The sequence below is a fragment of the Pontibacter coccineus genome, from assembly GCF_030546575.1.
GTDB classification, from domain to species: domain Bacteria; phylum Bacteroidota; class Bacteroidia; order Cytophagales; family Hymenobacteraceae; genus Pontibacter; species Pontibacter coccineus.
Genome location: NZ_JAUOTN010000005.1, coordinates 69,210 through 96,004 on the forward strand (window position 1 = coordinate 69,210; position 26,795 = coordinate 96,004).

A 26,795-nucleotide genomic window follows, 5' to 3' on the forward strand; every position below is an offset into this window, starting at 1 on the left:
AAACATCACTGGATTGGGATAGGGTGTAACTGCTTGAAAGTCTCGCCACTCAAAATATATAGTGTTTTCAAAACATTTCGGGTGGAAGCGGGTAATACCTGCGGTACAATTTAGCCTTACAGCCATGCGCTTCTTACTCCTTTTCTTACTGCTCCTGCCTGCACTCAGCTTTGCCCAATCGGGTGTGATAACGGGTACCGTGCGCGATGCCAATACCAAAGAAGCCCTGATCGGAGTCTCGGTGCAGGTAGTGGGCGCGCAATTGGGAACTGTCACCAACGAGAGCGGCGCCTACCGGATCGATAACATTCCGCTGGGGAGCTATACCTTGCAGAGCTCCTACATAGGCTATCAGTCCCTGAGCAAATTCAACGTGAACGTGACGTCAGGCAATGCCCAGATCATCAATTTTGAGTTGGTGCCGGCTTCGAGTCAGCTGGGCGAGGTGGAAGTGGTGGCGCGGCGCCGGCAAAGTGCGGCCATTGCCGATATTGTGACGCCCCTGTCGGTGCAGAGTCTGAGCACAGAAGAAATTCGTAGCAACCCGGGCGGTAACTTCGATATCTCGAAAGTGGTGCAGGTGCTGCCAGGAGTGGCTACCAGCGGTACAGGCGGGGGCAGTCGCAACGACCTGATCATACGGGGGGGCGCGCCGAGCGAAAACGTGTATTACCTGGATGGCATTGAGATTCCGTTGATCAACCACTTCACCACGCAGGGCAGTGCCGGCGGCGCGACAGGTATACTGAACGTGTCCTTTATCGAGGACCTGAAGGTGAGCTCTTCGGCTTTTGATGCCCGCTACGACAATGCGCTGGCCTCGGTGTTTGAGTTCAGGCAGCGCTACGGCAACCCGGAGCGCTTTTCGGGTAACGTGCGCCTGAGCGGTTCAGAGTTTGCGACTACATTAGAAGGACCGCTTTCCCCTAAAACCACCTACCTGGTGTCGGCCCGCCGCAGCTACCTGCAGTTTTTGTTCAAGCTGCTCGATCTGCCTATCCGGCCCAACTATTGGGATTTTCAGTACAAAGTTGACCACAAGATCGACAATAAAACCTCGCTTTCCTTTATCGGGGTGGGGGCCATCGATGAGTTTGCCTTCGGGGTGCCGCGCAAAAGCACGCCCGAAAGCGAGTACATCCTGCGCTCTATACCTTCCAATAACCAATGGAATTACACGACCGGCGTGGCGATGAAACGGCTCGTCAATGATGGCTACGTAAACCTGGCGCTAAGTCGGAATGCCTTCAACATTGACCTGGAGAAGTCGGAAGCAGCGCAGGAGGGAGGCGTTCCGCAGCTCACACTAAAGTCAACTTCACGTGAAACGGAGAACAAACTGCGGCTGGACGTGAACAAGTATCAAAACGGCTTCAAGTATGCTTATGGCGTATCGGGCCAGTATGTACAGTTCACCAACGACATCTTCAGTTTGATCCGTAATGAGGTGCGCGACGAAAACGGTAACCTGGTGGAGCCTGCCGTGACGGTTAACTACGATACCAACCTCGACTTCTTTAGGTATGGCGCCTTCGGGCAGGTATCACGCTCGGTGCTCAACAACCGGCTTGGGCTGTCGTTTGGCTTGCGCACGGACATGAACTCTTTCACCGACAAGGGGCGCAACCCGCTGAAAACCCTCTCGCCGCGCCTGTCGGCCTCATACCTGCTGACTGATAAATGGACGATCAACGGCTCGTGGGGTACTTATTACAAACTGCCGACTTATACCGTGCTAGGCTATCAGGAAAACAACGACTTCCTCAACCGCTCCGCCAATTACATCCAGTCGGTCCACTATGTGCTGGGCACTGAGTTTCTGCCACGCGAAGATCTGCGCTTTACCGTAGAGGGATTTTACAAAGATTACAGCAACTACCCGGTGTCGCTGCGTGATGGCATTTCACTGGCCAACCAGGGAGGAGACTTTGGTTCGATTGGCAATGAGGCAGTGAGTACGACCGGAAAGGGCAGGGCCTACGGTGCCGAGTTCTATGTGCAGAAGAAGCTGACAGGTACCGTCTTCGGGGTGCTTTCCTATACCTATGTGGTGAGTGAGTTTGCCGGAACCGACGGCCGCTACGTGTCCAGCGCCTGGGATTACCGCCACCTGGCCTCCGGGTTGCTGGGTAAGAAGCTGCCGCGCAACTGGGAGTTCGGGGCCAAGTACCGCTATGCCGGTGGCGCGCCTGCCACCCCGTTCGATCTGGAAGCCTCGCAACGCAACTACGCATCGCTGGGTGTTGGCATACTGGACTATACCCGTCTCAACACTGAGCGTCTACGACCGTTCAGCCAGCTCGATGTGCGCATCGACAAGAAGTGGAATTTCAACCGCATCACCCTCGACCTGTTTCTGGACATTGCCAATGTGCTGGGCAGCAACACACCGGGCTACGACCGCTATACCTTCCAGCGCAACGAGGACAATACCGGCTTTGCCAGCACCGACGGCAATCCGCTGCGTTTGGACGGAGGTAATGCTATACCTGTCATTCTCAAAAACGACGATGGCAACCTGGTGCCCACCCTCGGGTTTATCGTGGAGTTCTAACGGCGGAAATCCGGCTCGCTGGTGCGCTTTCTTTCTAAATTTCGTACCTTTGAACAGTAGATTGTTACACCAGACAAAGAACCAGCATGAGCCAGAAAAGATCCGCTCTATACAGCATTTTATTTAACCGATGCCCGCGCTGTCGCGAGGGGAAAATGTTCAAGAGTGGACTTTACACCACCAAATTTGCCGATATGCACCAGGATTGTCCCTGCTGCGGGCAGGCGTTTGAGCCAGAGCCCGGTTTTTACTATGGCGCTATGTATGTGAGCTTCGGTTTTAATGTGGCCATCTTCGTTGTTTCACTCCTGATCCTGTCCCTGTTTGTAAAGGAGATCACGATGGCCATGATGATCGGGGTGGTGGCTGCTGTGGTGGTTGGCCTGTTGCCTGTCATTTTCAGGTGGTCGCGCTCCCTCTACATCCACATATTCGTGCGCTACGAAGGCCCCTGCAGTGAGATACCTAAAAAGGTGCACTCTTAGTCTGGTCGACACCGGAACAGGCAGCAAATACGATTTTCTATACCTTTAAATAAGCGAGAGCACCCTGGAAATACCAAGGTGCTCTCGCTGCTTATTAGATAGGCGTGGGTTAATTAACAGTGAAACCCTGCATGGTGTAGAGGATGCCCAAACCCAGCGACTGGTTGTACTGCACAGCGCTGTCCTGGTCGTAGTCGTAGATAAAATTGGCCATCAGGTTGACATTGATGTAGCGGTTTACCTTGGCCGTCAGCACGGAGTTGAACATATGGTCGATGCGCTTGCCGGACAGTTCCTTGTAATTGATATAGGACATGTAGTTGAGCCGGAGGTTGACATTGGTGAAGATGTCGCGGTTGTAGCTGGCCTGCACCATGGCGGCGAGCCACTCTGTGCGCACACTCTTGCCTTCTGGTACGCCGTAACGCTCATTCTCAGCCACCGCATCATCTGCCAGAAACGTGAAGCGGGGTGCAAAAGGGCTCAGCCGAAGCGAGAAATAAGGATTGGGTTTATACTCGGCACCAAGCGCAAAGGTCAGAAAACCCGGCGAAAGGAAATTAGAGATCAGGCGGTCGGTACCGTCGGCATCTACATCGTACTCATAGCCTTTGGTAAACTGCGACAGAAAGTTTGCTGACACAAAAGTATTCCAGTCAGAGGAGATTGCGTAGCCGTACTTGGAGTCCAGGAAGATGCGGTCGATGCTCTTGCGCTGTTCTTCACCCTTATTTTTGAGCATACCATATTGTAGCTGCACGGCATTGTCCCAGGAGGTTTTCCCCAATTTATAATCTGCGCGGGCATCCACGTTGGCATTGAAGGCAATGGAGCTGATGCCGCCAGCTTTCCAGTTGTCGCTAAAAGCAGCCTGGTTGAGGTTTATACCTCCTGCAAAGCTACGACGCCAGGTGGTGTCGGGCTCTACTTGCGCCGTTGCTGAAGTCACGGTGAATAAAATAATCAGGAAGGAAAGTAGAATTTTCTGCATGTGTAAGCTTTGATTTACGAAATAATTATGAATAGCAAACTCAATTTACATAGGTATAGTGCTATGTTTTCGAGCTGCTATATAGCGCTTACGCAATTTTGCAGGTATGGGTATGATTTTTTGCGACCTGGTAGCTGCTAGGGGCGGGCCGTTTACGTATACGCTATTTCTGTTTTTCCCTGGTGAACGGCACAAACACCACCGGCATTAAGTTGCGGGTGACGGCTTTGCCCCGTTTCTTTTGAATCAGTTTGAGTGTTTGGGTCATGTATACCGGCCCAACAGGTATGACCATACGGCCTCCTTCCCGGAGTTGCTCAAACAGGGGAGGGGGAACCGACTCGGCACCGGCCGTCACCACGATCGCATCGAAGGGCGCATGCTCTTCCCAACCCGCATATCCATCTCCGATTTTTACTTCTACATTACCATACCCCAGTTGCTTTAGTCGCGCAGCGGCCATTTTCCCATGCTCCGGTATGATCTCGATGGTGTATACCTCTTTCACAATCTCAGCCAGCACGGCAGCCTGATAGCCCGATCCTGTGCCGATCTCCAGCACTTTCATGCCTGGTGTGGGGTTGATGACCTGGGTCATGTAGGCTACCATGTAAGGCTGGGAGATGGTTTGCTTGTGCCCGATGGGCAGAGCACCGTCGGAGTAGGCTTCGGCAGCGATTGCCGGAGGAACGAAAAGATGCCGTTGGACAGAGCGCATGGCATTCAGCACCGCCTTGTCACTTATGCCCCGTCGCTTCAGCTGCTGCTCCACCATTTGTTCACGCTGTGCTTTGTAAGCGTCTTCTTGCACTGGAGTCGTTAACAGCAGCAGGGAAAGCAGTATATAAACCGGCACCATCATAGGCTTCTGAATCTTGGGAACAGGTATAGATATTTATACTTCTTCCTATAGAATATGTTATGGGGCTGTTGCCGGGTAAATACAAATTTCTTTCGGTGAGTGTGCAGGGAAAACCGATCTCTTCTTTTATATTTAAAGCTCATTTCCCTTGTTGGTATTTTTCAGGTATGGCATTTAGTAACTTTCAGTCGTTCTTACTCCGAGGCGCAGTGGCGTGCGCTTTGTTTCTGTCTTTTAGTGCGTGCTCTCAAAACGAAGAGCTAATTGTGGAGGAAGACTGTGAACTGCACGTAGAGGCCCCCGAAACCTTTACGCCCACCGTCGCCACCAAACTTGGCAGGCAGGTAGATTCCCTTTTCACGCAGTTGCACAAAAGGAAGGGCTTCAACGGCACCGTGCTTGTCACAAAATATGATCAGATCATTTACCGGGGCGCTTTCGGGTATGCCGATTTCAAGACAAAAGACACCCTGAGTACGCAAACCGTATTCCAACTCGCCTCCGTGTCGAAGCAGTTCACGGCCGTGGCCATTATGATGCTGAAAGAGCAGGGCAAACTGAGCTACGACGACAGCCTGCAGGTATACATCCCGGATTTTCCTTACCGTGGCATCACCATCAAACAGCTGCTCACCCACCGTTCCGGCCTGCCCAACTATACCTATTTCAGTGATGAACTATGGCCCGACCGCAAGGTGGACCTGAGCAACGACGATGTGCTGAGCATGATGGCGGTGCACAAACCCCACATCTATTACCAACCTGACCGCACCTTCAGTTACAGCAACACGGGCTATGCCCTGCTGGCTTCTGTCGTAGAAAAAGCCTCGGGGCAACCCTTTGCCGAGTTTATGCGCGAGCATATTTTTGAGCCCCTCAAAATGAACAGCACCTATACCTTTAACCACGAACTGGTGGCCCAAAGTGGCAAGGTGGCAGCAGGTCACATCGGTGGTCGTCGCAAGCGCCTGCCCGACTACCAGGACACCGTGCTCGGTGACAAAGGCCTGTACTCTACTGTAGAGGACCTCTACAAGTGGGACCAGGCGCTCTATACTCAAAAGCTGGTGAAGCGCGAAACACTGGAAGAGGCCTTCTCACCAACAGGCAAGTTCAATAGAAGGGATGAATCCTATGGCTACGGCTGGCGCATCAAGCAGCTGGAAAGCGGCGACACGGTCGTGTACCACGGCGGTCTGTGGCACGGTTTCAACACCTATTTCCTGCGCAACCCCAACGACCACAGCTCCATCATTGTGCTCAGCAACCTGACCAACGGCAGCCTGAACTACATGAAAGACGTGCGAAGCTTCATGTATCCGGCACGTTCAAAAAATGAGAAAAAGCAGGTACAAATAGCACGTTCGAACGTTGATTCTCAAAAATCTCCGCATCAGTTTTAATGGCTATACTCTAACCAATTCCATATTTGCGAAAAGTATGATTAATGCTCTTTATCACCGGGTACAATCATATAATAACTGATGGAAATTGGTAATAAAGTCAGCGCGGCTATACCTGTTGTATTAAAAGTGGTGCTTTAGACTTGGCTGGGCCATTCGCTTTGAGCAGTAAGTTATTTGGCCACAACGCTTCCTGAACACGCTTAAAGCAGTTAAACAACTGCTCGCCACCATTGCCTAGTATTCGCAATACAAACCCGTTGACGGCCATTTCAGACAGTCCGAAACTGACACCGTTTTCTTCTTTTACCAACTGTTGTACCTTATCCAGGTATACCTGGGCAGGCCTCTCACCGGTATTCAGGTATACGAGCGTACCCTGGTGGGTATAGCCCTCCCATTGGCCGATGGTGCCTGGCGGCGCCTGTTGTGGCTGGAGCAGTACATTATCTTTAAACACCAGCTTCTGTTCATAATAAATCTCTGTCAGGTTTTGGAAAGAAGTGAACCGGAATATCTCGCCGGAATGCTTTCTGCCGCAGGTTATTATCTCGCTTAGCAGCAGTTCGCAATTCTGCTGCAGGTAAATTACCGTATGGCCTTTAAACTTTGAATTTTGATGCGGCACCACTGGGTGGGGCACATAGCTGAAAGAGCTTCCGGCTTCCAGTGCGATCATCATTTTTTGGGTAGCGCCTGTCTGCATATTGTACAGACGCTGGTAGGCCTGCGATTGCAACTGTAAGCGGGTGCTGACTTCCAGTTTGATGGAAATATCGTACTGATCCTTATCCAGCAAGCCCGGCGAGGAACTCATCACCATCAGGTATAGCGCCTCATCGGTTTTGTATTGCCCCACATTCGCCAACCGAAAAGGCCGAGTGAAATAAGCGTCTTTTAGATAAGACTTCTCTTCCCTGAAACCAGCAATAATCGTTAGTTGGCTAATCATTTCGTTAGTTGTGTTCAGAACAATTCTCTGTACTAAGACATGTAGAGCCGTGAGTAAAGGTGCTCGTGTTGCATGCAGTGAATATCGAATCCGATGTTGCAGACACCCACCAGTTCTCTTTTCAGCTCAAGCGTTTCTTCGGTCAACTGCTGTAGCAACGGGTGAAGGCGAAATAGAATAGCCTGTCCGTCCAACTGCCCCAGCGGTATCAGCTTGACACAGTTTGTCACCATGCCAACAGCCGCATTATAATAGAAGGCCAGCAAAGCCTCTTTGGCAGGAATATCCATCAGAAAAGCATACAGGCCGAAAGCAATGCAGTAGTGCCCGGCAGCTTCCTTTTCAAAGATAGCCGTGTCGTAATGCTGTACCAGTTGGTGTTCTGTTTGCCTATTGAAGATTTTAAGAAGCCGCACTCCCAGTTTTATACTTGCCTGCCTGATTTCCTTAGGGCTTTTCAGCGCCGTGCATTCCTGATCCAGCTGGATTATTTCGGCTACATCCTGGCAAGCAGCTGCTTCATAAGCCAACCGGACAAAGGCCGCATCGTTGTACTTGATGTTGTTTCTCAGCATGCTTCTGATAAAGTTATCTGCCGAAACTGCATCGTGGACAGTGCCTTGCTGCACGTACGATTCAAGTCCGTTGGAGTGTGAAAAACCGCCAATGGGTAGGGTGGGATCGGAAAGATGCAACAGGCTGCTCAGGTAATGACTTCCCATGATATCGTTTTAAAGCCAGGCTAATAATTCATGTAAAGGAGAGAACCTCTACGTTTAGGTAGTCCGGATGAAGCCGGCCAATAGAGCGACCTTCAGATAAAAGGGTTAGACGAGTGCCTGTTTTGTTGTCAGTGGCTTGAAAAAAAGACTTTCAAGAATGCTTTTGTTTTTCCTATACCTAAGGAGAGTCCGCACAGGTCCTATACTTCGGTTTAGAATACAAAATAGCGTTGCGCCATTGGCAGCACGCTGGCCGGTTCGCAGGTGGCCAGTTCTCCATCTACCCGCACCTGAAAAGTTTCCGGATCCACTTCAATATCCGGCGTTAGGCCGTTATGGATCATGTGCTTTTTATAAATATTGCGACAACCGAATACGGGCAGGATTATTTTCTTCAGGCCATAGCTCGCTATAATACCTTTTTCGATTGAAATTTTGGATACAAAGGTAGCAGAGGTTTCAGGCAAGGCGCCTCCAAATGCTCCAAACGTGCGCCGGTATAAAACGGGCTGTGGTGTGGTAATCGTCGCATTAGGGTCCCCAATCTGGCCTCCGGCAACCATTCCCCCCTTGATGATCATTTCTGGTTTTACGCCAAACATAGCCGGCTTCCATAGTATGATGTCCGCCATTTTACCCGACTCCAACGAACCCACGTAGTCTGCTATACCTTGTGTGATAGCAGGATTAATGGTATACTTAGAGATGTAGCGCTTTACTCTGAAGTTATCGTTCCCATTTCCCTTATCTTCTTCTAATGGTCCCCGCTGCTTTTTCATGCAGTCTGCCACCTGCCAGGTGCGTATGATGACTTCTCCCACACGGCCCATTGCCTGGGAATCTGAACTTGTCATGCTAAGTACGCCCATGTCGTGCAGCACGTCTTCGGCTGCCACTGTTTCGGCGCGAATCCGTGAGTCGGCAAAGGCTACGTCTTCGGGAATTTCTTTACTCAAATGATGGCAAACCATCAGCATGTCCAGGTGCTCGTCTATGGTGTTTACCGTATAGGGAAGGGTCGGATTGGTTGATGCCGGAAGTACGTTGGGGTACATAGCCGATTTGAGAATATCGGGCGCATGCCCACCGCCGGCTCCTTCGGTATGGAACATGTGAATCACCCGACCGTTAATGGCGCTGATGGTGTCTTCCAGAAAGCCTGCCTCATTCAGGCTGTCGGCATGGAGGGCAACCTGTACATCATACTTATCGGCTACCTTTAAGGCGGCGTCAAGCACGGCAGGTGTGGCGCCCCAATCTTCGTGTACTTTTAATCCCAGTGCGCCGGCTTCAATCTGTTCTTCCAGGGGAGGCATCGTAGAACTGCTTCCCTTGCCCAGAAATCCAAAGTTCATGGGAAATGCTTCCACCGATTTGATCATCTTTTCCAGATTCCAGGAACCAGGTGTTACCGAACTGGCCGTGGAGCCACTCGTTGTGCCTACACCGCCGCCAATCATGGTCGTAATACCACTGAACAGCGCATGGTCTATTTGATCGGTCGCTATAAAATGCACGTGGGTATCGATGCCACCTGCCGTAGCAATTAGGCCGCTGCCATCGTGTACTTCTGTGGCAGCACCGATGATCATATCGGGTTCCACCCCTTCTATGGTGTCTGGGTTACCAGCCTTCCCGACGTGGACAATTTTACCGTCCCGTATGCCGATGTCCGCCTTGACGATGCCCCAGTGATCAATAATGATGACTCCTGTTATGGCCAGGTCCAGGACGCTTTCGCTGCGCCTGGCCGTTGAGGATTGCGCCATACCATCACGGATCGTTTTGCCGCCCCCAAACTTGTTTTCATCGCCGTAAACGCAAAAGTCTTGTTCTATTTCGATGATCAGGTCCGTGTCAGCTAAACGAACCTTGTCTCCTACTGTAGGTCCGAATAATTGGGCATATCTTTTTTTATCAATGGGCAGGCTCATAAAGTCTCGTTTTTGAAGTTGTTGTTTTCGAGCCGTTTCATCGCGGCTATCTTGCTTCTTTCCAGTACTGTATCGCCGCCCACCAGATTGTTAATACCGAAAACCCGCCGGGCACCCCCTATTGACACCAGTTCTACTTCCTTTTCCTCACCGGGCTCAAAACGCACTGCCGTACCTGCCGCCACGTTGAGGCGCATTCCGAAAGCCGTTCCTCTATTAAACAGCATTTGCCGGTTTATTTCAAAAAAGTGACAATGGGAGCCCACCTGCACCGGACGGTCGCCGGTATTAACCACTTTAATAGTGACCACAGGCCGCCCGGCATTGCACATGATTTCACCTTCGCCTATAAAGTATTCTCCTGGTATCATATCAATTAATTTATCGATTTAGCGGATAGGGTTTAAAACAGGTACAAGCTTGGTGCCATCTGGAAAGGTGGCTTCCACGTGCACTTCTGTCACCATCTCTGGAATTCCCTCCATCACATCCTCTCTGGTTAGCAGAGAAGCTCCATACTGCATCAATTCGGCCACCGATTTTCCTTCCCGGGCAGCTTCTATTAGGCGGTTGCTGATAAAAGCGATAGCCTCCGGGTAGTTAAGCTTGATGCCCCGCTCTTTCCGCTTTATTGCTATTTCACCTACCATGTACAGCAGCAGCTTTTCAGTTTCTCGTGGGCTTAAATGCATAGTTTGAGGTGGGTTAGAATTACATCATTCAATTTGGCACAATGGTGAATAATCGATTTTTACAATTTAAAAGCGGTGTATTACTTATTATTCAACGATTCCTTCGATAAAACGTTACTTATAATGAGTTGTGATTTAGGAAGATAAAGGTCAGGGCAAAAGCAAATTCATATTATTCATTTAGATCAGAGGGCGTGTATGAAAAATCTGGAAAATAAAGTGGCGCTGGTAACCGGTGCGGGGCAAGGCATTGGCCGCGCCATCGCTCTAAGGTTAGCAAACGAAGGGGCCAGGGTGGCGATAGTAGATCTCAAAGAAGATAAAATGCAAGCTGTGGCAGACGAAGTGAAGGCCGCTGGCAGCAAAGCCGTCATCTTCAAAGCCGATGTAACTGACCGTGATAACGTATTTGCCGCCGTGGACTTTGCAGAAAAGGAATTGGGTGGTTTTGACATCATGGTGAACAATGCAGGTATAGCCAGCATTCAGGGCATTGCCGATATCACCCCCGACGAGTTTGAAAAAACCATGCGTGTCAATGTCCAGGGGGTACTGTGGGGTATACAGGCCGCTGCACAGAAGTTTAAGCAGCGCGGGCAAAAAGGTAAGATCATAAGTGCCTCCTCCATCGCCGGGCATGAAGGCTTTGCTTTGTTGGGCCTTTATTCGGCAACTAAATTTGCCGTACGTGCCCTTACACAGGCAGCGGCCAAAGAGTTTGCGAGTGCTGGCATCACCGTCAATGCCTACTGCCCCGGTGTCGTGGGAACCGATATGTGGGTGGAGATAGACAAGCGGATGGCTGAGATCACGGGGGCGCCCGTTGGCGAAACGTATAAGAAATATGTGGAAGGCATCGCCCTGGGCCGTGCCGAAACGCCGGAGGATGTGGCTGCCTTTGTCTCTTACCTGGCCGGGCCGGATTCGGATTACATGACAGGACAGGCACCCCTCATTGATGGCGGCCTTGTGTATCGGTAGCGGTGCCCGCTTCCGGCATTTCCATACCGCTCCGCATTGCGTGCACACCCGGGTCATTCTGCTATCGGGCTGCGACAACCAACATGCCGGGTTGGGCAACAGGCCGACTGCGCACGCCACCAGCCAATACATGCAGCCCGGCTATGTAGGTTACCTGAACAGCAAGGTCCTGACCATTCCTGAAATACTGAAGGAAGCCGGCTATCCTACCTACATGGCTGGGCGATTAAACTAAGCAGCATCATGTTCGAAATCCTAATCAAGATATCGGGGATTGTCTTGCCCGTTTTCGTCCTCCTGACGATGTTCAATGTAGGTCTTACCCAGAAGCCGAGAGACATTATGGGGTATCTCAGGGACGGAAATTTTGCGCTACGCATGCTGGTAGCCAACTTTATTCTGGCCCCCTTGCTGATGTGGTTGATGTTGCAGTTCTTTCCTATTGACCCATACCTCCGCGTCGGCCTTGCGATATTCAGCCTCTGTGCGGGTGCCCCCTTCCTGATCAAGCTTACGCAACTATCGGAGCACGACCTGGCGCTTGGCGCAAGCACTATGATCATACTCGTACTTGCCACCGTTATTATCGTGCCGCTGTTACTGCCTCTGCTCATGCCTCAGATCGCGATTGACGGCGGGACAATCGCCTGGACGTTACTTAAACAGTTGATACTACCTATTGTGGTGGGAATGTTGCTGGCAAAAGTGCTCCCCAAACTGATAAGATCGGTGCAACCCTGGGTTGCCAGGATCGGTAACTGGACCTTGTACATCTTGTTAATCTCCACCCTGGTGGGTTATTTCCCTGAAACAAAAGAGATGGTGGGGCAGGGCGCCATCCTGATTGGCGTCGTATTTATTCTGGGCGCCTTTGGCATCGGGTACCTGCTGGGTGGCCGTAACAAAGAGGATCACCTGCAGGACATTGGGGCACTGGGTACGGCGCAGCGGAATACAGCTGCGAGTATGATCATCGCCGCGCAAAATTTCAGCGACCAACCGGAAGTGCTGGTGATCATTACGATTGCCAACTCCCTGGGTATAGCCATTCTTTTAGCGATCGCCAGATTCCTCTCAAAAGATAACAAAGTTGGTATTTATACTTACAGACAAACGCCACAAGCAGAAGCCCGTAGGGTTTAACATTAAACAACAGCACTGGAAATAAATAGCAACACACGCTTGTGATCCATGATGATTGACCCTGGAAATAAAGGAAACGAGAAGACCGCTAAGGTGCCTGATGATCAGCTTCCAGGTGAGGCAGAATTGAAGCAGACAGTGGAAGTAGCCCGCCATAAACGGGCGAAAGGGGCAACACTGAAAGACGACGCCAATGCTGGTCTGACCGTGGCCATGAATGAGATTCCGGATGGCATGGCCTGTGGTCTGTTGGCGGGGGTGAGCCCCGTGATGGGCCTGTTCGCTGCCGTCTTCGGAGGCATTGTGGGCGGTATATTCAACAGTTCCAAACTGATGATTATCTCCACCACCAGTGCGGCTGCTTTTTTGCTGTATCAGCTCACGCAGGCTTATCCAGAGGCACAGCGTGTGGATGCCTTGATCTTGTTGGTGCTGCTCTCCGGCGCTTTCATGATTCTGATGGGCTTGCTCAAGCTCGGGAGCCTGGTGCGGTTTGTCTCCCATTCGGTTATGACGGGCTTTCTGGCAGGCATCTCCATCCTTACGATTTTAAGTCAGCTTCCCACGCTATTTGCTATACCTGCCGAGGGGGCCAACAAGATCCTTCAAACCCTAAACCTGTTTCAGAACATTCACCTGACCAACTGGCATGCGCTGGTACCGGGGCTGGCAACAATTGTCTTTATGTTGCTGCTTCCCAGAACACCCCTGGGCCATAAATCAGCCATTGTTGCCATCGCGCTTCCTTCCCTTTTAATATTTTTTATGAAATGGACCGACGTGGAAGTGGTGACCGATGTGGGGGAGATCCCGACAGGTATACCGCCGCTCCGCCTGCCTGATTTTTCGCTCCTGCAGCCGGCCCTGATCAGCGGGGCGCTTTCGCTGGCGTTGATCACCCTGATTCAGGCAGCCGGCGTCAGCCAGAGTGTGCCCAATCCGGATGGCTCACGATCCAACACTTCCAAAGACTTTATCAGCCAGGGTATAGCCAACGTGACCTCGGGTTTGTTTGGCGGCATAGGCGTGGGCGGCTCCCTGGGCTCCACTTCCTTAAATATTGTTTCGGGGGCCAGAAGCCGGTGGGCCGGAATCTTTTCGGGTATGCTGGTGCTCACGCTGGTCTTGCTGTTGCCTGGACTGGTGGGGAATGTGGCCATGCCGGTACTGGCCGCTATCATGATCTTTGCCATGGCCAGTTCCCTTAAGATGGAAGAGAACAGACAGGTATGGAATGCCGGTTGGGGTGCCAGAATTGGACTGGTCTGCACTTTTCTCGTGACACTGTTTCTGCCTGTTCAATTCGCAGTGTTGATCGGCGTGCTGCTTTCTTTCACCCTCTATTTCTTCACTTCCTCGCGGTTGGTCAAACTGCACAGAAGGCAGCTTACGAACGAAGGGTGGTTTGAGGAAATACCGATGCCACAGGAGATAGAAAACGAGGCGGTACACATTTTTGCCGTGGACGGCGACCTGCACTTTGCCGGGGCACGGATGCTGGAAAACCAGTGGCCCAAACTCGACCCGCAAACCCGGCACCCCGTCATCATCCTGGAACTGCGAGGCCGCAACAACATCGGCGCTACGCTGACGGAGGTGATTGAGAATTTTTACGACAAGATCAAAAGAGCGGGAGGCAGGTTTTACATCACAGAGTTAGGTGAAAATAGCTATGCCTCTTTTCAGGCGCAGGCGGCCCCTGAAGTACTAGGGGGAATACGCATGCTGAAGAAGGACTCCATTGTTGGCAAAAGTACCCGGCAAGCAGTTTTAGAAGCGCAAGATTGGCTGAAAAACGGCGCTGCGACGAATTAAATCCGGGGTTTCATTTTAACAACCTTCGCATTGAATTCTATAGCCTGAAAGGAGTTAAAAGACATTTACAAAATAAAGCACTCCGACTGCGAATAGGTGTAGTTTCTGATCTGCGTTTGCTTCTGCCACAGCATTGTTGTAGCGGGAAGTATTGTAGTAATAGTAGGTAAAAAATCTCATGTCCTGATTAGCCACTGGCTTATATTCGAGGCCTGCCCAATAGCCGTAATGCTCCCTGAAGTCATCTCCGATCTCGCTATTATTCCGTTGACTGGCTGTTTCGTAAAAGCCTTTGGCTGTTATGAACCACTTAGGTATAAACTCATAATCTACCCGAAGTACCACTGTCTTGTAGTTGATGTCTTGTAGAAAGGTAGGTACAAATGCCGGTAGGGGAGCCAGGTAATTGTTAACGGCGGGTGACCCGATATTGGCATAGTCCACATCCAGATTGGTGCTCGCTAAATCAAGGTAGGCATTAAACCGGTCGAGCACCAGCTTGTTGCCGATCGATACTGCATGGTCGGTTTTATCCTTGGCGAACTGCGAGACATTATAGCTGTAAAAAGTCTGCCATTTATTATCAAACATATTTCCCAGCCAGGTCACATAGATGCCGAAAGGCGTTTTTGAAGGCCTCAACCCATTTTTAGCGTAACCCGCCGTATTATAGCTGGTATTGAAGTCCTGATTATACGTGTTGTGCAACTGCAATTGGATGGAGTGATTTTCGGTCACCTCGTAACCCAGCTCCAGGGCCAGTAAAAATAGATTCAGTTGCCTGCCTACATATTCGCTATATTGGTATTCAAACGTGGGATTGGTATCAAACTCCCAGCTGCCCACATTCGCAGCCTGCTTACCTGCTGTCAGGTGCCACTTCTTTTCATTTCCGAAACGGTAGGTGACATTGGCATGGTCGACCGCGCCAGGGGCATTATCTAAACTGTTTGGCGCATAACTTCTGTTCAGCCGGTATCTTACGCGAAAGCTTAGATCGGGTGTGATATCTCCCTTCAACTCAATGCGCGATTCGTTCATTTTAACAGCCGCCTGGTTGGAAGAGCCACTTGGAAACTCTGCCGAGCTTCGGAATAGAAAGTTCAGGTCTATTCTTCTGCTCAACTCCGATAATTTGTAGGCCGAAGGTTGGCGGTCCAACGGATTGTTGCTGGAGCTGGTGCTATCCATCGCACTCTTTCTGATTTCAGTGTCTTGAGCAAACGCACACTGTACTATGAATAGTTGGGCGATTAAAAAGAGGTAACATTTCTTCATAAAAATGAAATTTGAAAAACATTTATGTAAATCCGTATCACTGACAGCATGCCGCTTTCCGAATTAAATTGCAGGCCGCTATTCTCTTATTTATTCAGTCTACTCTAGATCGTCCATCCTATGCCATCACCTGTACAGTCCGATGGCATGATGGGACATGGTTTGGCGTGGGTGCTGGAATTACCCAGGAGTGGCTTCGATAATCTTTTGGCTCTTGAGCGGAGGGGCTGGGGGTAAGCCAGTCACTTTCAGAATTTCCTGTTCGTCCAGCGTTTCACGCTCCAACAAGGCGTGCGCCAGGGCATCCAGTTCTCTGCGGTATTTTATTAATAAGCGCTGTGCTTCCTCATGGGCCTCATTGATGATACGAAGCACCTCTTTGTCAATTGCTTCCGCTGTTGCCTCGCTGAACGGCTTGGCACCGGGGTATGAGCCCATGCTGTTGCCGAGGTATTGGTTTTGGCGGGGAGCGAGCTGCACCATGCCCAGCTTGTCGTTCATGCCCCAGCGGGTGACCATGGAACGGGCAAGGTTGGTTGCCTGCTCAATGTCGTTTTCTGCGCCGGTGGTTCGATTGCCATATACAATCTCTTCAGCCGATCGTCCACCCAGAATGCCGATGATCTTGCCGTGCAGGTATTCCTCTGAGTAGTTATAGCGGTCGCTGTCGGGTCGCTGGTACGTGACGCCAAGTGCCTGACCCCGCGGCACAATGGTCACCCGGTTGACTGGGTCTGCCCCGGCAACCACAAGGCCCAAAATGGCATGGCCCCCCTCGTGGTACGCAATCCGTTCCCGGTCCTCGAAACTCAATAATAGCGGTCGCTCTGGCCCCAGCACAATCTTCTCCAGGGCGTCATAGAAGTTTATCTGGTTGACGGTTTGTTGATTTAGCCGTGCCGCCAGCAGGGCCGCTTCGTTTACCAGGTTTCTGATATCGGCTCCCGAAAAGCCCGGCGTAGCTGCGGCAATCTCATCCAGCCGGACATCGGGTGCCAGCGGCACGTTACGCGTATGCACCTTAAAAATCGCTTCCCGTCCGGACTTATCCGGCAGGTTCACCACCACACGCCTGTCGAAGCGCCCGGGCCTGAGCAAAGCTTTGTCTAGCACATCGGGTTGGTTGGTTGCCGCCAGCACAATGACGCCTTCCTTGCTGTCAAAGCCATCCATTTCCGTCAGGATCTGGTTCAGGGTCTGTTCCTGTTCACTGGAGCCGCCAATGGCCTGTTGACCGCGGGCTCGGCCTATCGAATCCAGTTCATCGATAAAGATGATCGCCGGTGCATTTTCCCGTGCCTGTTTAAAGAGATCGCGCACCCTCGCAGCTCCAACGCCCACAATCATCTCGATAAATTCCGAGGCACTCATCGAGAAAAATGGCACGCCCGCTTCCCCGGCTACTGCACGCGCCAGCAGGGTTTTACCGGTTCCGGGCGACCCAACCAGCAATACGCCTTTGGGCGCGGCACCACCCAGGCGCGTATACCTTTCGGGGTTCTGCAGAAAGTCTACGATTTCCACCAGTTCGTTTTTCGCCTCATCAATGCCGGCCACATCGTCAAAAGTTACCCGTTTCTGTGTACCCTTGTCGAAGCGCTTTGCCTTGCTTTGCCCGATGCCCATCATACCGCCCATGCCCATGCCAGCCTGTTTTTTCGCCCGGCGGTACATCCAGATATAAAAGCCGATAATGATGAGTGCCGGACCGAACAGTGACAAAATCGAGAGGAACGGATTGGGTGCTTCCTGAATTGGCTCCGCCCGAATCTCGACACGGTGTTCGATCAGCAAACTTTCCAGGCCCGGATCAACGAAGGAAGGTACAATCGTCGTAAAGTGGTTGACCGGGACTGCGTTGTTCGCTGCGGTACTGTCCGCGTCCTGCGGTTTGTACTCAACCTCCCGGATGAATTGTCCTGAGATTAACTCGCCCTTGGTATAAATCGCCTTTACGTTATTCTTGCTTACTTCTTCTTTAAAGAGGGTATAGGGGACCTTGACCGGGTCTGCCGCACCGGGGAAAAAAATCCTGGAAAGAAAGAAGTTGAGCAGGAGCAGGCCCAGGAAAAAGATCCAGACTTTGCTGGGAGGCATCGGGTTTTTTCGGTTGTCGTTAGCAGGCGAATCACCAGTGCCTGGTGTAGAGTTACTGCCGGATTTTTGTGCAGGTGTATTCATAACTCAAGTGATTCGATTTTGCCGGTTTATCTGCGCTTTGAAGCCCTTGAAGCGATACCATTTGCTGGTATGCCCCTTGAAGGGATATGGCTGGGTGCTGCCATTTTATTGTTGGTAGATGAGTCAAAGTAGCATGCCTCAATGAAAGCTATTCTGATGACGTGCCTGGGCTCTTTCTGGTTGGAAACCAGGATGATGGACATAAATGCATTTACGGTACTGACCGTGTCAGGTTAACAACTCCCCTGGATTGGAATTTAGCTTGAATAACAGGCGTACTAACTGGCTCTTTCCTCCTGACCAGTCAATATAGTATCAGTAAACGCAAATATTAAAGGCAAACTTCAGGTATAGCTGTTGTATATTGGCTCTGCAACCAACACATCGCACAAACATGACTTCCTTTTCTATAGCTGGATCCCCCAAAAGTTTAAAAACCGGATTTAAAATCAGCTTTCTCTTTTTTATGTCCCTATTGCTGAGCCCATATGTAGCGGAGGCACAGGGTACCAAAGAAGATTACGAGCGGGCGTATTCCCTGCCCGCGAAAATAAAAGACAAAGTATGGTATGCGCCTACCAGTTTCACCTGGTTGGAAAAGGAAAACAGGTTTTGGTACACGCAGCAGACGCCGCGTGGCAAAGAGTTTGTGCTGGTGGATGCAGCTAAAAAAAGCCGCAAGCCGCTCTTCCATCAGGAGAAGCTGGCCAAGGCACTGACGGCGGCTTCAGGAAAGCAGGTGGCACCTCATAGCTTGCCTTTCACTACGGTGAAAGTACTGCCCGGCGGCCGCGAAATGGAGTTCGAGTTTGATGATAAGGTATGGGGCTATACCCTGAGCTCCAACCAGCTGACGGAGAAAGGCAAGGTAGAGAAGCGGGAGCCAGGTACCTGGAACTGGCGCTTCAACAGCGAAGCGGAAGGAAAGCCGGTGCCTTCGCCGGACAAAAGGTGGGAAGCTTTTACCAAAGGCCACAATGTGTTCATCCGCAACGCTGCTAATCCGAAGGAAGAATACCAGCTGAGCTACGACGGAACAGAAACAGACTATTATTCGGCTCACATCGCCTGGTCACCCGATTCCAAAAAGCTGGCTACGAACAAAGTGCGGCCCGGTCGCGAGCACCTGGTCTATTTCGTGGAGGCAGCCCCGGCTGACCAATTACAGCCCAAGTTGCACTCACGCCTATACCTGAAGCCCGGCGATGCGGTGCCACAGCGCAAGCCGCAATTGTTTTTGGTAGACACGAAAAAGCAGGTGGAAGTAGATGCGTCTTCTATTGCTGACCAATACCACCTGACCAACCCGGTGTGGCGCCAAGATAGCCGCGCCTTTACGGTAGAGTATAACCAGCGCGGGCACCAGGTATACAAGGTGCTGGAGATAGACGGGCAAAACGGCCGTCTGCGTGATGTGATAGACGAGCGTAGCAAAACTTTTATCCATTACAGCGGCAAACAGTTTCGCCATGATGTGGCCGACGGCAAAGAGGTGATCTGGATGTCGGAGCGCGACGGCTGGAACCACCTATACCTGATGGATGGGACTACCGGGCATGTGAAAAACCAGATCACCAAAGGCGAGTGGGTGGTGCGCCGCGTGGTGCAGGTAGATGAGGCGAAGCGCAGGATCATCTTCGAAGGCAACGGCCGTGAAGCAGATCAGGACCCCTACCTAGTGCAGTACTACAGTGTGAACTTCGACGGCAGCGGCCTGGCAGCTTTGACAAATGAGAACGCCTACCACCGCGCCACTTTCTCGCCTGACTATACCTATTTTGTGGATACTTACTCGAGGGTAGACGTGCCGCCGGTTACGGTACTCCGCAGCGCCGCCGATGGCAACGTGATCATGGAGTTAGAGAAGGCAGACGCAAGCGAATTGCTCAAAACAGGCTGGAAAGCGCCGGAAGTGTTCGCTTCCAAGGGGCGCGACGGCAAGACCGACATCTGGGGCGTGATCATCCGACCGTCCAACTTCGATCCGGCTAAAAAGTACCCGGTGATCGAGCACATCTACGCCGGCCCCCATAACTCTTTTGTGCCCAAAACCTACAATCCGGGCGCCAGCCTGATGCACGAGATGGCCGAGCTGGGTTTTATCGTGGTGCAGATCGACGGCATGGGCACGTCCAACCGCTCCAAGGCCTTCCACGACGTGGCCTGGAAAAACCTGAAAGACGCCGGCCTGCCCGACCGCATCTGCTGGATAAAAAGTGCTGCGCAGAAGTATGCCTACCTGGATACGACCCGTGTGGGCATATTCGGGATGTCGGCCGGTGGGCAAAGTTCGATGGGCGCTTTGCTCTTCCATCCGGAGTTTTACAAGGTGGCCGTGTCTTCAGTAGGTTGCCACGACAACCGCATGGACAAAATCTGGTGGAACGAACAGTGGATGGGCAAACTCGGTCCGCACTACGCCGAGAGCTCCAACGTAGTGCATGCGCACAGACTGCAGGGCAAGCTCCTGCTGATAGGCGGAGAGCTGGACGACAACGTGGACCCTGCCTCTACCACGCAGGTGGTGGATGCGCTCATCAAGGCCAACAAGAACTTCGATTATCTGCTGGTGCCCGGTATGGCGCACGGCACCGGCGGAGATTTCGGCGAGCGCAAGCGACGCGACTTCTTCGTGAAGCACCTGCTGGGCGTAGACCCACCGGAGTGGGAAAACAAGCAGGAAACCGGCAGCACGGCAGTTGGGTCGGCGAGTGCGACGAAGTAGGGTATGGCTGCAGGCTCTATACCTATGGCGCAAAGCCCTTACGAAGGGCAGGGCTGTTTCATTCAAGCTTTTTCTCATCCTGAAAGGATCTTGTGGGCGAGTAGCGAAAGCTAAATTGCCTTTCAACCAAGTTTCTTAACAGTAAGACAATAGTTGTGGTACCTGTTTTTTTAGAATGAAACGGCCCTAGTACAAGGGGTATACTAGTCTTTAGCCTATAAACATAAAAAGCCCTCCGGCGACCCTTCACTAAGGGATGCCGGAGGGCTTTTACGCTATACCCTTAGTCGACAGGTTACAGTGCCTGCTGCCGGATGGCCTCTACCCCGGCAAGCGTCCGCTCTAAAGGCTCGCCCAGTATACGGCTGCCTTTTTCAGTGATCACCAGGTCGTCTTCGATGCGAATGCCGCCAAAATCACGGTAGTTGTCGAGCAACTCGAAGTTGATGAATTGCTGGGTTACCTTGTCGTTCCGGCGCATGTCGATCAGTTCGGGAATGATGTAGATGCCCGGCTCCACCGTCAGCACAAAACCCGGCTCCAGCGCGCGGCCCAGGCGCAATGACTTCAGCCCGAATTCGGTGCTCTTGCGCAGTTCCGGGGTATACCCCACGTATTGCTCGCCCAGGTTCTCCATGTCATGCACGTCCATGCCCATCATATGGCCTAGGCCGCACTGGAAGAACATGGTATGCGCGCCCGCCTGCACGGCTTCTTCGGTATCGCCGCGCATCAGCCCCACCTGTTTCAGCCCGTCTGTCAGTTTGCGGCAGGCCAGCAGGTGCACGTCTTTGTAGAGCATGCCTGGCTTGAGAGCAGCCATGGCTGCTTCGTGCGTGTCCAGCACGACCTGGTATAGTTCGCGTTGTCGCTCCGTAAAAGTGGGCCCGACCGGGAATGTGCGGGTCATGTCACCGGCGTAGCCTGTTGTGGTTTGGATGCCGGCATCGAGCAAGAGCATATCCCCTGACTGCAGGGTGTTGCCGCGGTAGTGGTTGTGTAGGATCTGTCCCTGGGTGGTGCAGATGACCGGAAAGGAAAGGAGGTTGCCTGTTGCTTCTGCATAGCGAACTGCTTCGGATGCCACTTCGTGTTCTTTCATGCCTTTGCGGGCAAACTGCATCACGTTGCGGTGCATGCGCGAGGTATAGGTAACAGCCCGCTCAATCTCCTGTATTTCAGCATCAGATTTAATGGAGCGCTGCGCCACCACGGACTGTATCAAGGGCAGGCTTGGTTCTAGCACTGTTTTTCCGGTCCAGGCCTGTAGTTTTAACTGATGCTCCGGGCGGTAAGGCGGCAGGTAATGCAGGACTTGTGCTCCAGCCAGGTAATCGGCTATTTTCTCCGTTGGCAGTACCTTGTGCACGCCCACCTGTTCGGCCAGCGAGGCCAGGCTGGGCAGCGGACCCGTCCATACCACATCGTCTATACTTTGCTCCGGCCCGAAAAGGATGACTTCGTTGCGGTCAATGTCGATAAGGCCCGTCAGGTCAGCCAGGTCCAGGCCGAAATAGTAACAGAAGGTGCTGTCCTGGTAAAAAGGGTACCAGTTGTCTTTGTAGTTCATGCCGGCTTCCTCGTTGCCCAGGAGCAGGATCAGGCCTCCACCGAGCTGTTGCTTCAGTTGCTGGCGGCGCTGGATATAGGTGTTTGCATCAAACATATGTGATTCTTCAGATTAGGTTTATACTTTATTGACAGTCGCCTGGCGGCGGAATTCGCGTGGGGTGATGCTGATGGTCTTGATAAAGACACGGTTGAAGTGCGAGAGGTTGGCAAAGCCGCAGGTGAAGGCGATGCTGGCGATGGTCTGGTCGGAGTGCAAAAGTGCCTGGCAGGCGTTACTTAAACGAAGCTCGTTTAGAAAAGTGACCAGGGTTTTGCGGGTACGCTCCTTGAAAAAGCGACAAAAGGCCTCGCGGCTCATGTTGGCGACCGAGGCCACTTCTTCGAGGCTGAGCTGCCGGTGGCTTTCTTCTACCAGAAACTGCAGCACCTGCTCCATGCGCTTGCCTTCGCGCTCGCTCAGGTTCTGCATCTGGTCGGCCAGGTTCAGGCGCTGCAATGCAGCCTTGTGCATGAGCACTTCTACCAGTTGCAGGGCGCCCACTACTTTTTCCAGGTTGTGCTTATGGAAGAGTTGCTGTACCTGTTCCCTGAAATTATCCGGTGCTGCCAGGTTTACCCGGTAGCAACCGGTCAGCTGCTCGAAGAACTCTTTTACTTCCTGCATTTCTTCGGCCGCCCAAAATGCTTCGCCAAAGGCACGCAAATCAAAAAAAAGGATGATGCTGTGGCATTGTCTGGACTCATCAGGCTGATAATACACGTCGTCGCTCCGGAACACGTGGGGCACGTTCTGGCCCAACAGGAAAATGTCACCAGGCCCAAATCGACCAATGTAATCGCCTACGATCAGCTTGCCTTCGCCCTCCAGAATGCAGCTTAGCTGTATTTCAGGGTGTTGGTGCAGTTTATCGTAGAAATAGGGCTGGCAGTCCACCTGGTAGCGGATCAGCTCTTTACTCGGCTTCGGTATTTTAAAGGGGATCACCTTCATGCTGGTACCATGTTAACTAATATCCGGATCACTTGCAAAATACAAGTTAATATTCTATTAGTTCTTACTAATCCAGTACAGGATTTTGGCTGTTTTATACGATACCTTTGAAATAGAACCAAACCCCTTCTTATCATGATCAACTGGAACGGCGTATTCCCGGCACTCACCACGAAATTTCATGCCGACGGCAGCCTTGACTTCGATACCTTCTTTAAAAACGTAGACGCACAGCTCGAAGCCGGCGTGGACGGCATTATCCTGGGCGGCACGTTGGGGGAAGCCAGCGTACTGCGCACCAACGAGAAACAGGAACTGACCCGCAGGGCCATCGCCTATGTGGCAGGCAGGGTGCCTGTTGTGATGAACATCGCCGAAGGCGCTACAGAGGAAGCTATTTTACGTGCCCGCGAAGCCGAAGAAATGGGTGTAGATGGCCTGATGCTGCTACCGCCCATGCGCTACTACTCTGACTACCGAGAGACCGTCGCTTACTTCAAGGCAGTAGCTGAAAGCACCTCGCTGCCGATCATGATCTACAACAACCCGGTAGACTATAAAAGGAGCATTACCCTGGAAATGTTTGACGAGCTGCTCGTGCACGAAAACATACAGGCCGTGAAAGAATCAACACGCGATCTGACCAACGTCACGCGTATGCTCAACCGCTTTGGCGATCGCATCAAAATTCTGTGCGGGGTAGATACCCTGGCCCTGGAAAGTTTGTTCATGGGTGCGCACGGTTGGGTGGCTGGCTTGATATGCGCTTTCCCGAAAGAATCAATGGCGATGTTCAAGTTAGCCAAAGCCGGCAGAGCACAGGAGGCACTCGAAATTTACCGTTGGTTTATGCCGCTGCTGGAGCTGGACATTCACCCGAAACTGGTACAATACATTAAGCTGGCCGAGCAGATGGAAGGCATTGGCAGCGAACATGTGCGTGCGCCGCGTTTGCCACTGATCGGGGAGGAGCGGGAAGCCGTGATCGCCACCATCCAAAAGGGAATTGAAACGAGACCACAGCTGCCTGATTTTAAAGAAGAAGCCTATGCCGTATAACGAAGCCTTAACCAACGCTGCGCAGGCGTTTGAGACATACAAGATTACCACCCCGGCACAGCGGGCACAGCTCCTGCGAAGTATAGCGGAGGCCATAGAGGCGCTGGGGAATGAACTGTTGGAAACGGCCAGCCGGGAGAGTAATCTCCCGCTGACCCGCCTGACCGGTGAGCGCGGGCGCACCTGCAACCAGTTGCGCCTGTTTGCCGATCTGGTGGAAGAAGGCTCCTGGGTGGAAGCTACCATCGACACCGCCTTGCCCGACCGCCAGCCCTTGCCGCGTCCCGACCTGCGCCGCATGCTGGTGCCGCTCGGGCCCGTGGTGGTGTTCGGTGCGAGCAACTTTCCGCTCGCCTTCTCCACCGCTGGCGGCGACACGGCCTCCGCACTGGCTGCGGGTTGTACCGTGGTGTACAAAGAGCATCCGGGCCACCCGCAAACATCCCAGCTGGTGCACAAAGCCATTGCCCAGGCAATTCGAGCAAACGGGCTTCCGGAGGGTGTTTTCCAGCATGTGAGCGGTGGCGTGGAAGCAGGGCAGGAGCTGGTAAAGCATCTCGCCACAAAGGCTGTTGCTTTTACCGGATCCTATAAAGGCGGCAAAGCTATTTTTGACCTGGCCATGCAGCGCGAAGTACCTATTCCGGTATATGCCGAGATGGGCAGTACCAACCCGGTTTTCATCCTTCCGGAAAGAATAAAAGAGAATACAGAGCAGTTGGCGCGACAGGCGGCGGCATCGGTGCTGTTGGGGGCGGGACAGTTCTGTACCTGTCCGGGTTTGTTTTTTATACCTGAGAGTGAGGTAACGCCGCACTTTATAGCTGCTTTGGAAGAAGAGCTTACCAATGCGACTCCCGCCAACATGCTGCACGATGGCATTGCCGGCAACTATTACAAGGGACTGGAGAAACTCCTGCAAGCGGAAGGGGTGCAGGCACTGGTGCACCAGGAAGCTGACGTGCTGGAAGGCCGTGCCGCCCTGGCCAGTACCAGCGCAGCGCATTGGCTGCAGAATCCGGCACTGCAGGAAGAAGTCTTCGGCCCTTTTACCCTGGTGGTCAGGTATAGCAACGCAGCGGAATTAATCTCGGCAGCAAAAGCGTTGCAGGGCCAGCTGACCTGCACACTCTGGGGCAGCGACCAGGAGCACGAACTGCAGCAAAAGTTGACGGATGTATTGCGCGACAAATGCGGGCGCCTGTTATACTCGGGTGTTCCAACCGGGGTGGAAGTCAGTCATGCCATGACGCACGGCGGTCCTTTCCCGGCCACGACCGACAGCAGAAGCACGTCGGTGGGCACCTACGCCATAAAACGTTTTGCACGGCCTGTCACGTTTCAGTCGGCTCCGCAGGCACTGTTGCCGGCAGAGTTGCGGGATGAAAACCGCAGTGGCCTCTGGCGCACCATTAACGGAAAACTTTCCCAAGCCAGTTTATAAATAGACAAATGGCCAGAAAAACATTCTTTTGCATCGATGCCCATACCTGCGGCAACCCGGTGCGCCTGGTGGCAAGCGGTGGCCCTGTGCTGCAGGGCCACAACATGAGCGAAAAGCGCCTGCACTTTCTCCGGGAGTATGACTGGATCCGGAAAGGGCTGATGTTTGAGCCGCGCGGTCACGACATGATGTCGGGCAGCATCCTATACCCGCCGCACGATCCAGAGAACGATGTGGCCGTGCTGTACATCGAAACCAGCGGCTGCCTGCCCATGTGCGGACACGGCACCATTGGTACGGTCACGATCGCTCTGGAAGAAGGCCTGATCACCCCCAAAATACCTGGCCAGCTGCGCCTCGAAACGCCCGCCGGGCTGGTGCGCGTGCAGTACACGCAGGAAGGAGACAAAGTGAAGTCGGTGAAACTGACGAACGTTCCGGCCTACCTGGATTCGGAAGACCTGACCGTAGAATGCCCGGAACTGGGTACATTGAAGGTGGATGTGGCCTATGGGGGAAATTTTTACGCCATCGTGGACCCGCAGGAGAATTTCCAAGGTATAGAGGACTATACAGCCGACAAGCTTATTTCCTGGAGTCGCGTGCTGCGCCAGCGCCTGAATGAGCAGTATACCTTCGTGCACCCCGAGAACCCGGCCATCAATGGCCTCTCGCACATTCTCTGGACCGGCAAACCCTTAGCAACTACTTCCACTGCCCGTAACGCTGTTTTCTATGGCGATAAAGCCATCGACCGCTCGCCCTGTGGCACGGGCACCTCGGCCCGGATGGCCCAGTGGTACGCCAAGGGCAAGTTGAAACCCGGGCAAAAGTTCATTCACGAAAGCATCATCGGCTCGATCTTCACCGGCACTATCGAAGAGGAAACCACGGTAGCGGGCAAACCAGCCATTTACCCGGGCATTGAAGGCTGGGCGATCATTACCGGCCATAATACCATCTTTTTTGAGGATGAAGATCCATACGTTCACGGTTTCCAGGTAATCTGAT

General features: G+C 52.5%; 22 protein-coding genes. 11 read left to right on the forward strand and 11 right to left on the reverse strand.

Translation table 11 applies throughout. The features are described 5' to 3' along the window. Window positions 1-124: 124 nt before the first annotated feature. Window positions 125-2,554, forward strand: coding sequence for a TonB-dependent receptor (locus Q4E40_RS12955; protein ID WP_303412718.1), 2,430 nt, complete (start codon window positions 125-127; stop codon window positions 2,552-2,554). Between the two features lie 86 nt (window positions 2,555-2,640). Next, window positions 2,641-3,039, forward strand: coding sequence for a DUF983 domain-containing protein (locus Q4E40_RS12960; protein WP_303412720.1), 399 nt, complete (start codon window positions 2,641-2,643; stop codon window positions 3,037-3,039). Between the two features lie 109 nt (window positions 3,040-3,148). Here the strand turns inward: Q4E40_RS12960 and Q4E40_RS12965 are convergent, their stop codons facing one another. Both Q4E40_RS12965 and Q4E40_RS12970 read right to left on the reverse strand, forming a co-directional pair. Then, window positions 3,149-4,030 carry a DUF3078 domain-containing protein gene (locus tag Q4E40_RS12965; protein ID WP_303412722.1) on the reverse strand — a complete coding sequence of 294 codons (882 nt, stop codon included), beginning with the start codon at window positions 4,028-4,030 and terminating at the stop codon, window positions 3,149-3,151. Between the two features lie 163 nt (window positions 4,031-4,193). Next, the gene (locus Q4E40_RS12970) at window positions 4,194-4,841 is read right to left on the reverse strand and encodes a protein-L-isoaspartate(D-aspartate) O-methyltransferase (protein WP_303412723.1); all 648 of its coding nucleotides are present in this window, start codon (window positions 4,839-4,841) and stop codon (window positions 4,194-4,196) included. A gap of 317 nt (window positions 4,842-5,158) precedes the next feature. Here Q4E40_RS12970 and Q4E40_RS12975 point away from each other — a divergent pair, with 317 nt between their 5' ends. Continuing rightward, complete coding sequence (locus tag Q4E40_RS12975; protein ID WP_303412725.1) at window positions 5,159-6,295, forward strand: serine hydrolase domain-containing protein; 1,137 nt, start codon at window positions 5,159-5,161, stop codon at window positions 6,293-6,295. Window positions 6,296-6,404: 109 nt separating this feature from the next. Here Q4E40_RS12975 and Q4E40_RS12980 read toward each other — a convergent pair whose 3' ends face one another. The 5 genes from Q4E40_RS12980 to ureA form a co-directional block, all read right to left on the reverse strand. Further along, on the reverse strand, window positions 6,405-7,247 hold the full coding sequence (locus Q4E40_RS12980; protein WP_303412727.1) for an urease accessory protein UreD: 843 nt from the start codon (window positions 7,245-7,247) through the stop codon (window positions 6,405-6,407). Window positions 7,248-7,279: 32 nt separating this feature from the next. After that, on the reverse strand, window positions 7,280-7,969 hold the full coding sequence (locus Q4E40_RS12985; protein WP_303412729.1) for an urease accessory protein UreF: 690 nt from the start codon (window positions 7,967-7,969) through the stop codon (window positions 7,280-7,282). A gap of 212 nt (window positions 7,970-8,181) precedes the next feature. After that, a complete protein-coding gene (gene ureC / locus Q4E40_RS12990; RefSeq protein WP_303412730.1) occupies window positions 8,182-9,903 on the reverse strand; it encodes an urease subunit alpha in 1,722 nt (573 codons plus the stop codon). Further along, window positions 9,900-10,274 carry an urease subunit beta gene (gene ureB, locus Q4E40_RS12995; protein ID WP_303412731.1) on the reverse strand — a complete coding sequence of 125 codons (375 nt, stop codon included), beginning with the start codon at window positions 10,272-10,274 and terminating at the stop codon, window positions 9,900-9,902. The genes ureC and ureB overlap by 4 nt, the downstream gene beginning before the upstream one ends. An 18-nt stretch (window positions 10,275-10,292) precedes the next feature. Further along, window positions 10,293-10,595: an urease subunit gamma gene (ureA, locus tag Q4E40_RS13000; RefSeq protein ID WP_303412733.1), complete on the reverse strand. Its 303-nt coding sequence runs from the start codon at window positions 10,593-10,595 to the stop codon at window positions 10,293-10,295. A 198-nt stretch (window positions 10,596-10,793) separates the two neighbouring features. Here ureA and Q4E40_RS13005 point away from each other — a divergent pair, with 198 nt between their 5' ends. Genes Q4E40_RS13005 through Q4E40_RS13020 form a run of 4 tightly spaced genes read left to right on the forward strand, consistent with a single transcriptional unit; the run spans window position 10,794 to window position 14,534 of the window. Further along, window positions 10,794-11,576: an acetoin reductase gene (locus Q4E40_RS13005; RefSeq protein WP_303412734.1), complete on the forward strand. Its 783-nt coding sequence runs from the start codon at window positions 10,794-10,796 to the stop codon at window positions 11,574-11,576. Next, on the forward strand, window positions 11,554-11,811 hold the full coding sequence (locus tag Q4E40_RS13010; protein ID WP_303412735.1) for a sulfatase-like hydrolase/transferase: 258 nt from the start codon (window positions 11,554-11,556) through the stop codon (window positions 11,809-11,811). Before Q4E40_RS13005 ends, Q4E40_RS13010 begins: the two co-directional genes overlap by 23 nt. An 8-nt stretch (window positions 11,812-11,819) precedes the next feature. Further along, a complete protein-coding gene (locus Q4E40_RS13015; RefSeq protein WP_303412737.1) occupies window positions 11,820-12,719 on the forward strand; it encodes a bile acid:sodium symporter family protein in 900 nt (299 codons plus the stop codon). 48 nt (window positions 12,720-12,767) lie between these two features. Beyond that, window positions 12,768-14,534 carry a SulP family inorganic anion transporter gene (locus Q4E40_RS13020; protein ID WP_303412739.1) on the forward strand — a complete coding sequence of 589 codons (1,767 nt, stop codon included), beginning with the start codon at window positions 12,768-12,770 and terminating at the stop codon, window positions 14,532-14,534. 54 nt (window positions 14,535-14,588) lie between these two features. On the opposite strand, the gene Q4E40_RS13025 is transcribed toward Q4E40_RS13020, so the two are convergent. Next, window positions 14,589-15,725, reverse strand: a complete 1,137-nt coding sequence (locus tag Q4E40_RS13025; RefSeq protein WP_303412740.1) for a porin — start codon at window positions 15,723-15,725, stop codon at window positions 14,589-14,591. Window positions 15,726-15,992: 267 nt separating this feature from the next. Beyond that, window positions 15,993-17,993, reverse strand: coding sequence for an ATP-dependent zinc metalloprotease FtsH (gene ftsH, locus Q4E40_RS13030; RefSeq protein ID WP_303412741.1), 2,001 nt, complete (start codon window positions 17,991-17,993; stop codon window positions 15,993-15,995). Between the two features lie 466 nt (window positions 17,994-18,459). On the opposite strand from ftsH, the gene Q4E40_RS13035 reads away from it, so the two are divergent. After that, window positions 18,460-20,718, forward strand: a complete 2,259-nt coding sequence (locus Q4E40_RS13035) for a S9 family peptidase (protein WP_303412742.1) — start codon at window positions 18,460-18,462, stop codon at window positions 20,716-20,718. Between the two features lie 295 nt (window positions 20,719-21,013). Here the strand turns inward: Q4E40_RS13035 and Q4E40_RS13040 are convergent, their stop codons facing one another. Together Q4E40_RS13040 and Q4E40_RS13045 are read right to left on the reverse strand one after the other, a co-directional pair. Continuing rightward, window positions 21,014-22,384 (reverse strand): aminopeptidase P family protein, encoded by a 1,371-nt coding sequence (locus tag Q4E40_RS13040; RefSeq protein WP_303412744.1) that lies wholly within the window; start codon window positions 22,382-22,384, stop codon window positions 21,014-21,016. A gap of 21 nt (window positions 22,385-22,405) precedes the next feature. Further along, complete coding sequence (locus Q4E40_RS13045) at window positions 22,406-23,281, reverse strand: AraC family transcriptional regulator (protein WP_303412746.1); 876 nt, start codon at window positions 23,279-23,281, stop codon at window positions 22,406-22,408. Window positions 23,282-23,419: 138 nt separating this feature from the next. On the opposite strand from Q4E40_RS13045, the gene Q4E40_RS13050 reads away from it, so the two are divergent. Genes Q4E40_RS13050 through Q4E40_RS13060 form a run of 3 tightly spaced genes read left to right on the forward strand, consistent with a single transcriptional unit; the run spans window position 23,420 to window position 26,794 of the window. Further along, a complete protein-coding gene (locus Q4E40_RS13050) occupies window positions 23,420-24,340 on the forward strand; it encodes a dihydrodipicolinate synthase family protein (RefSeq protein WP_303413096.1) in 921 nt (306 codons plus the stop codon). Beyond that, window positions 24,330-25,784, forward strand: a complete 1,455-nt coding sequence (locus tag Q4E40_RS13055; protein WP_303412748.1) for an aldehyde dehydrogenase (NADP(+)) — start codon at window positions 24,330-24,332, stop codon at window positions 25,782-25,784. Before Q4E40_RS13050 ends, Q4E40_RS13055 begins: the two co-directional genes overlap by 11 nt. An 8-nt stretch (window positions 25,785-25,792) precedes the next feature. Further along, window positions 25,793-26,794 (forward strand): 4-hydroxyproline epimerase, encoded by a 1,002-nt coding sequence (locus Q4E40_RS13060; RefSeq protein WP_303412750.1) that lies wholly within the window; start codon window positions 25,793-25,795, stop codon window positions 26,792-26,794. The last annotated feature ends 1 nt before the right edge of the window (window position 26,795 follow it).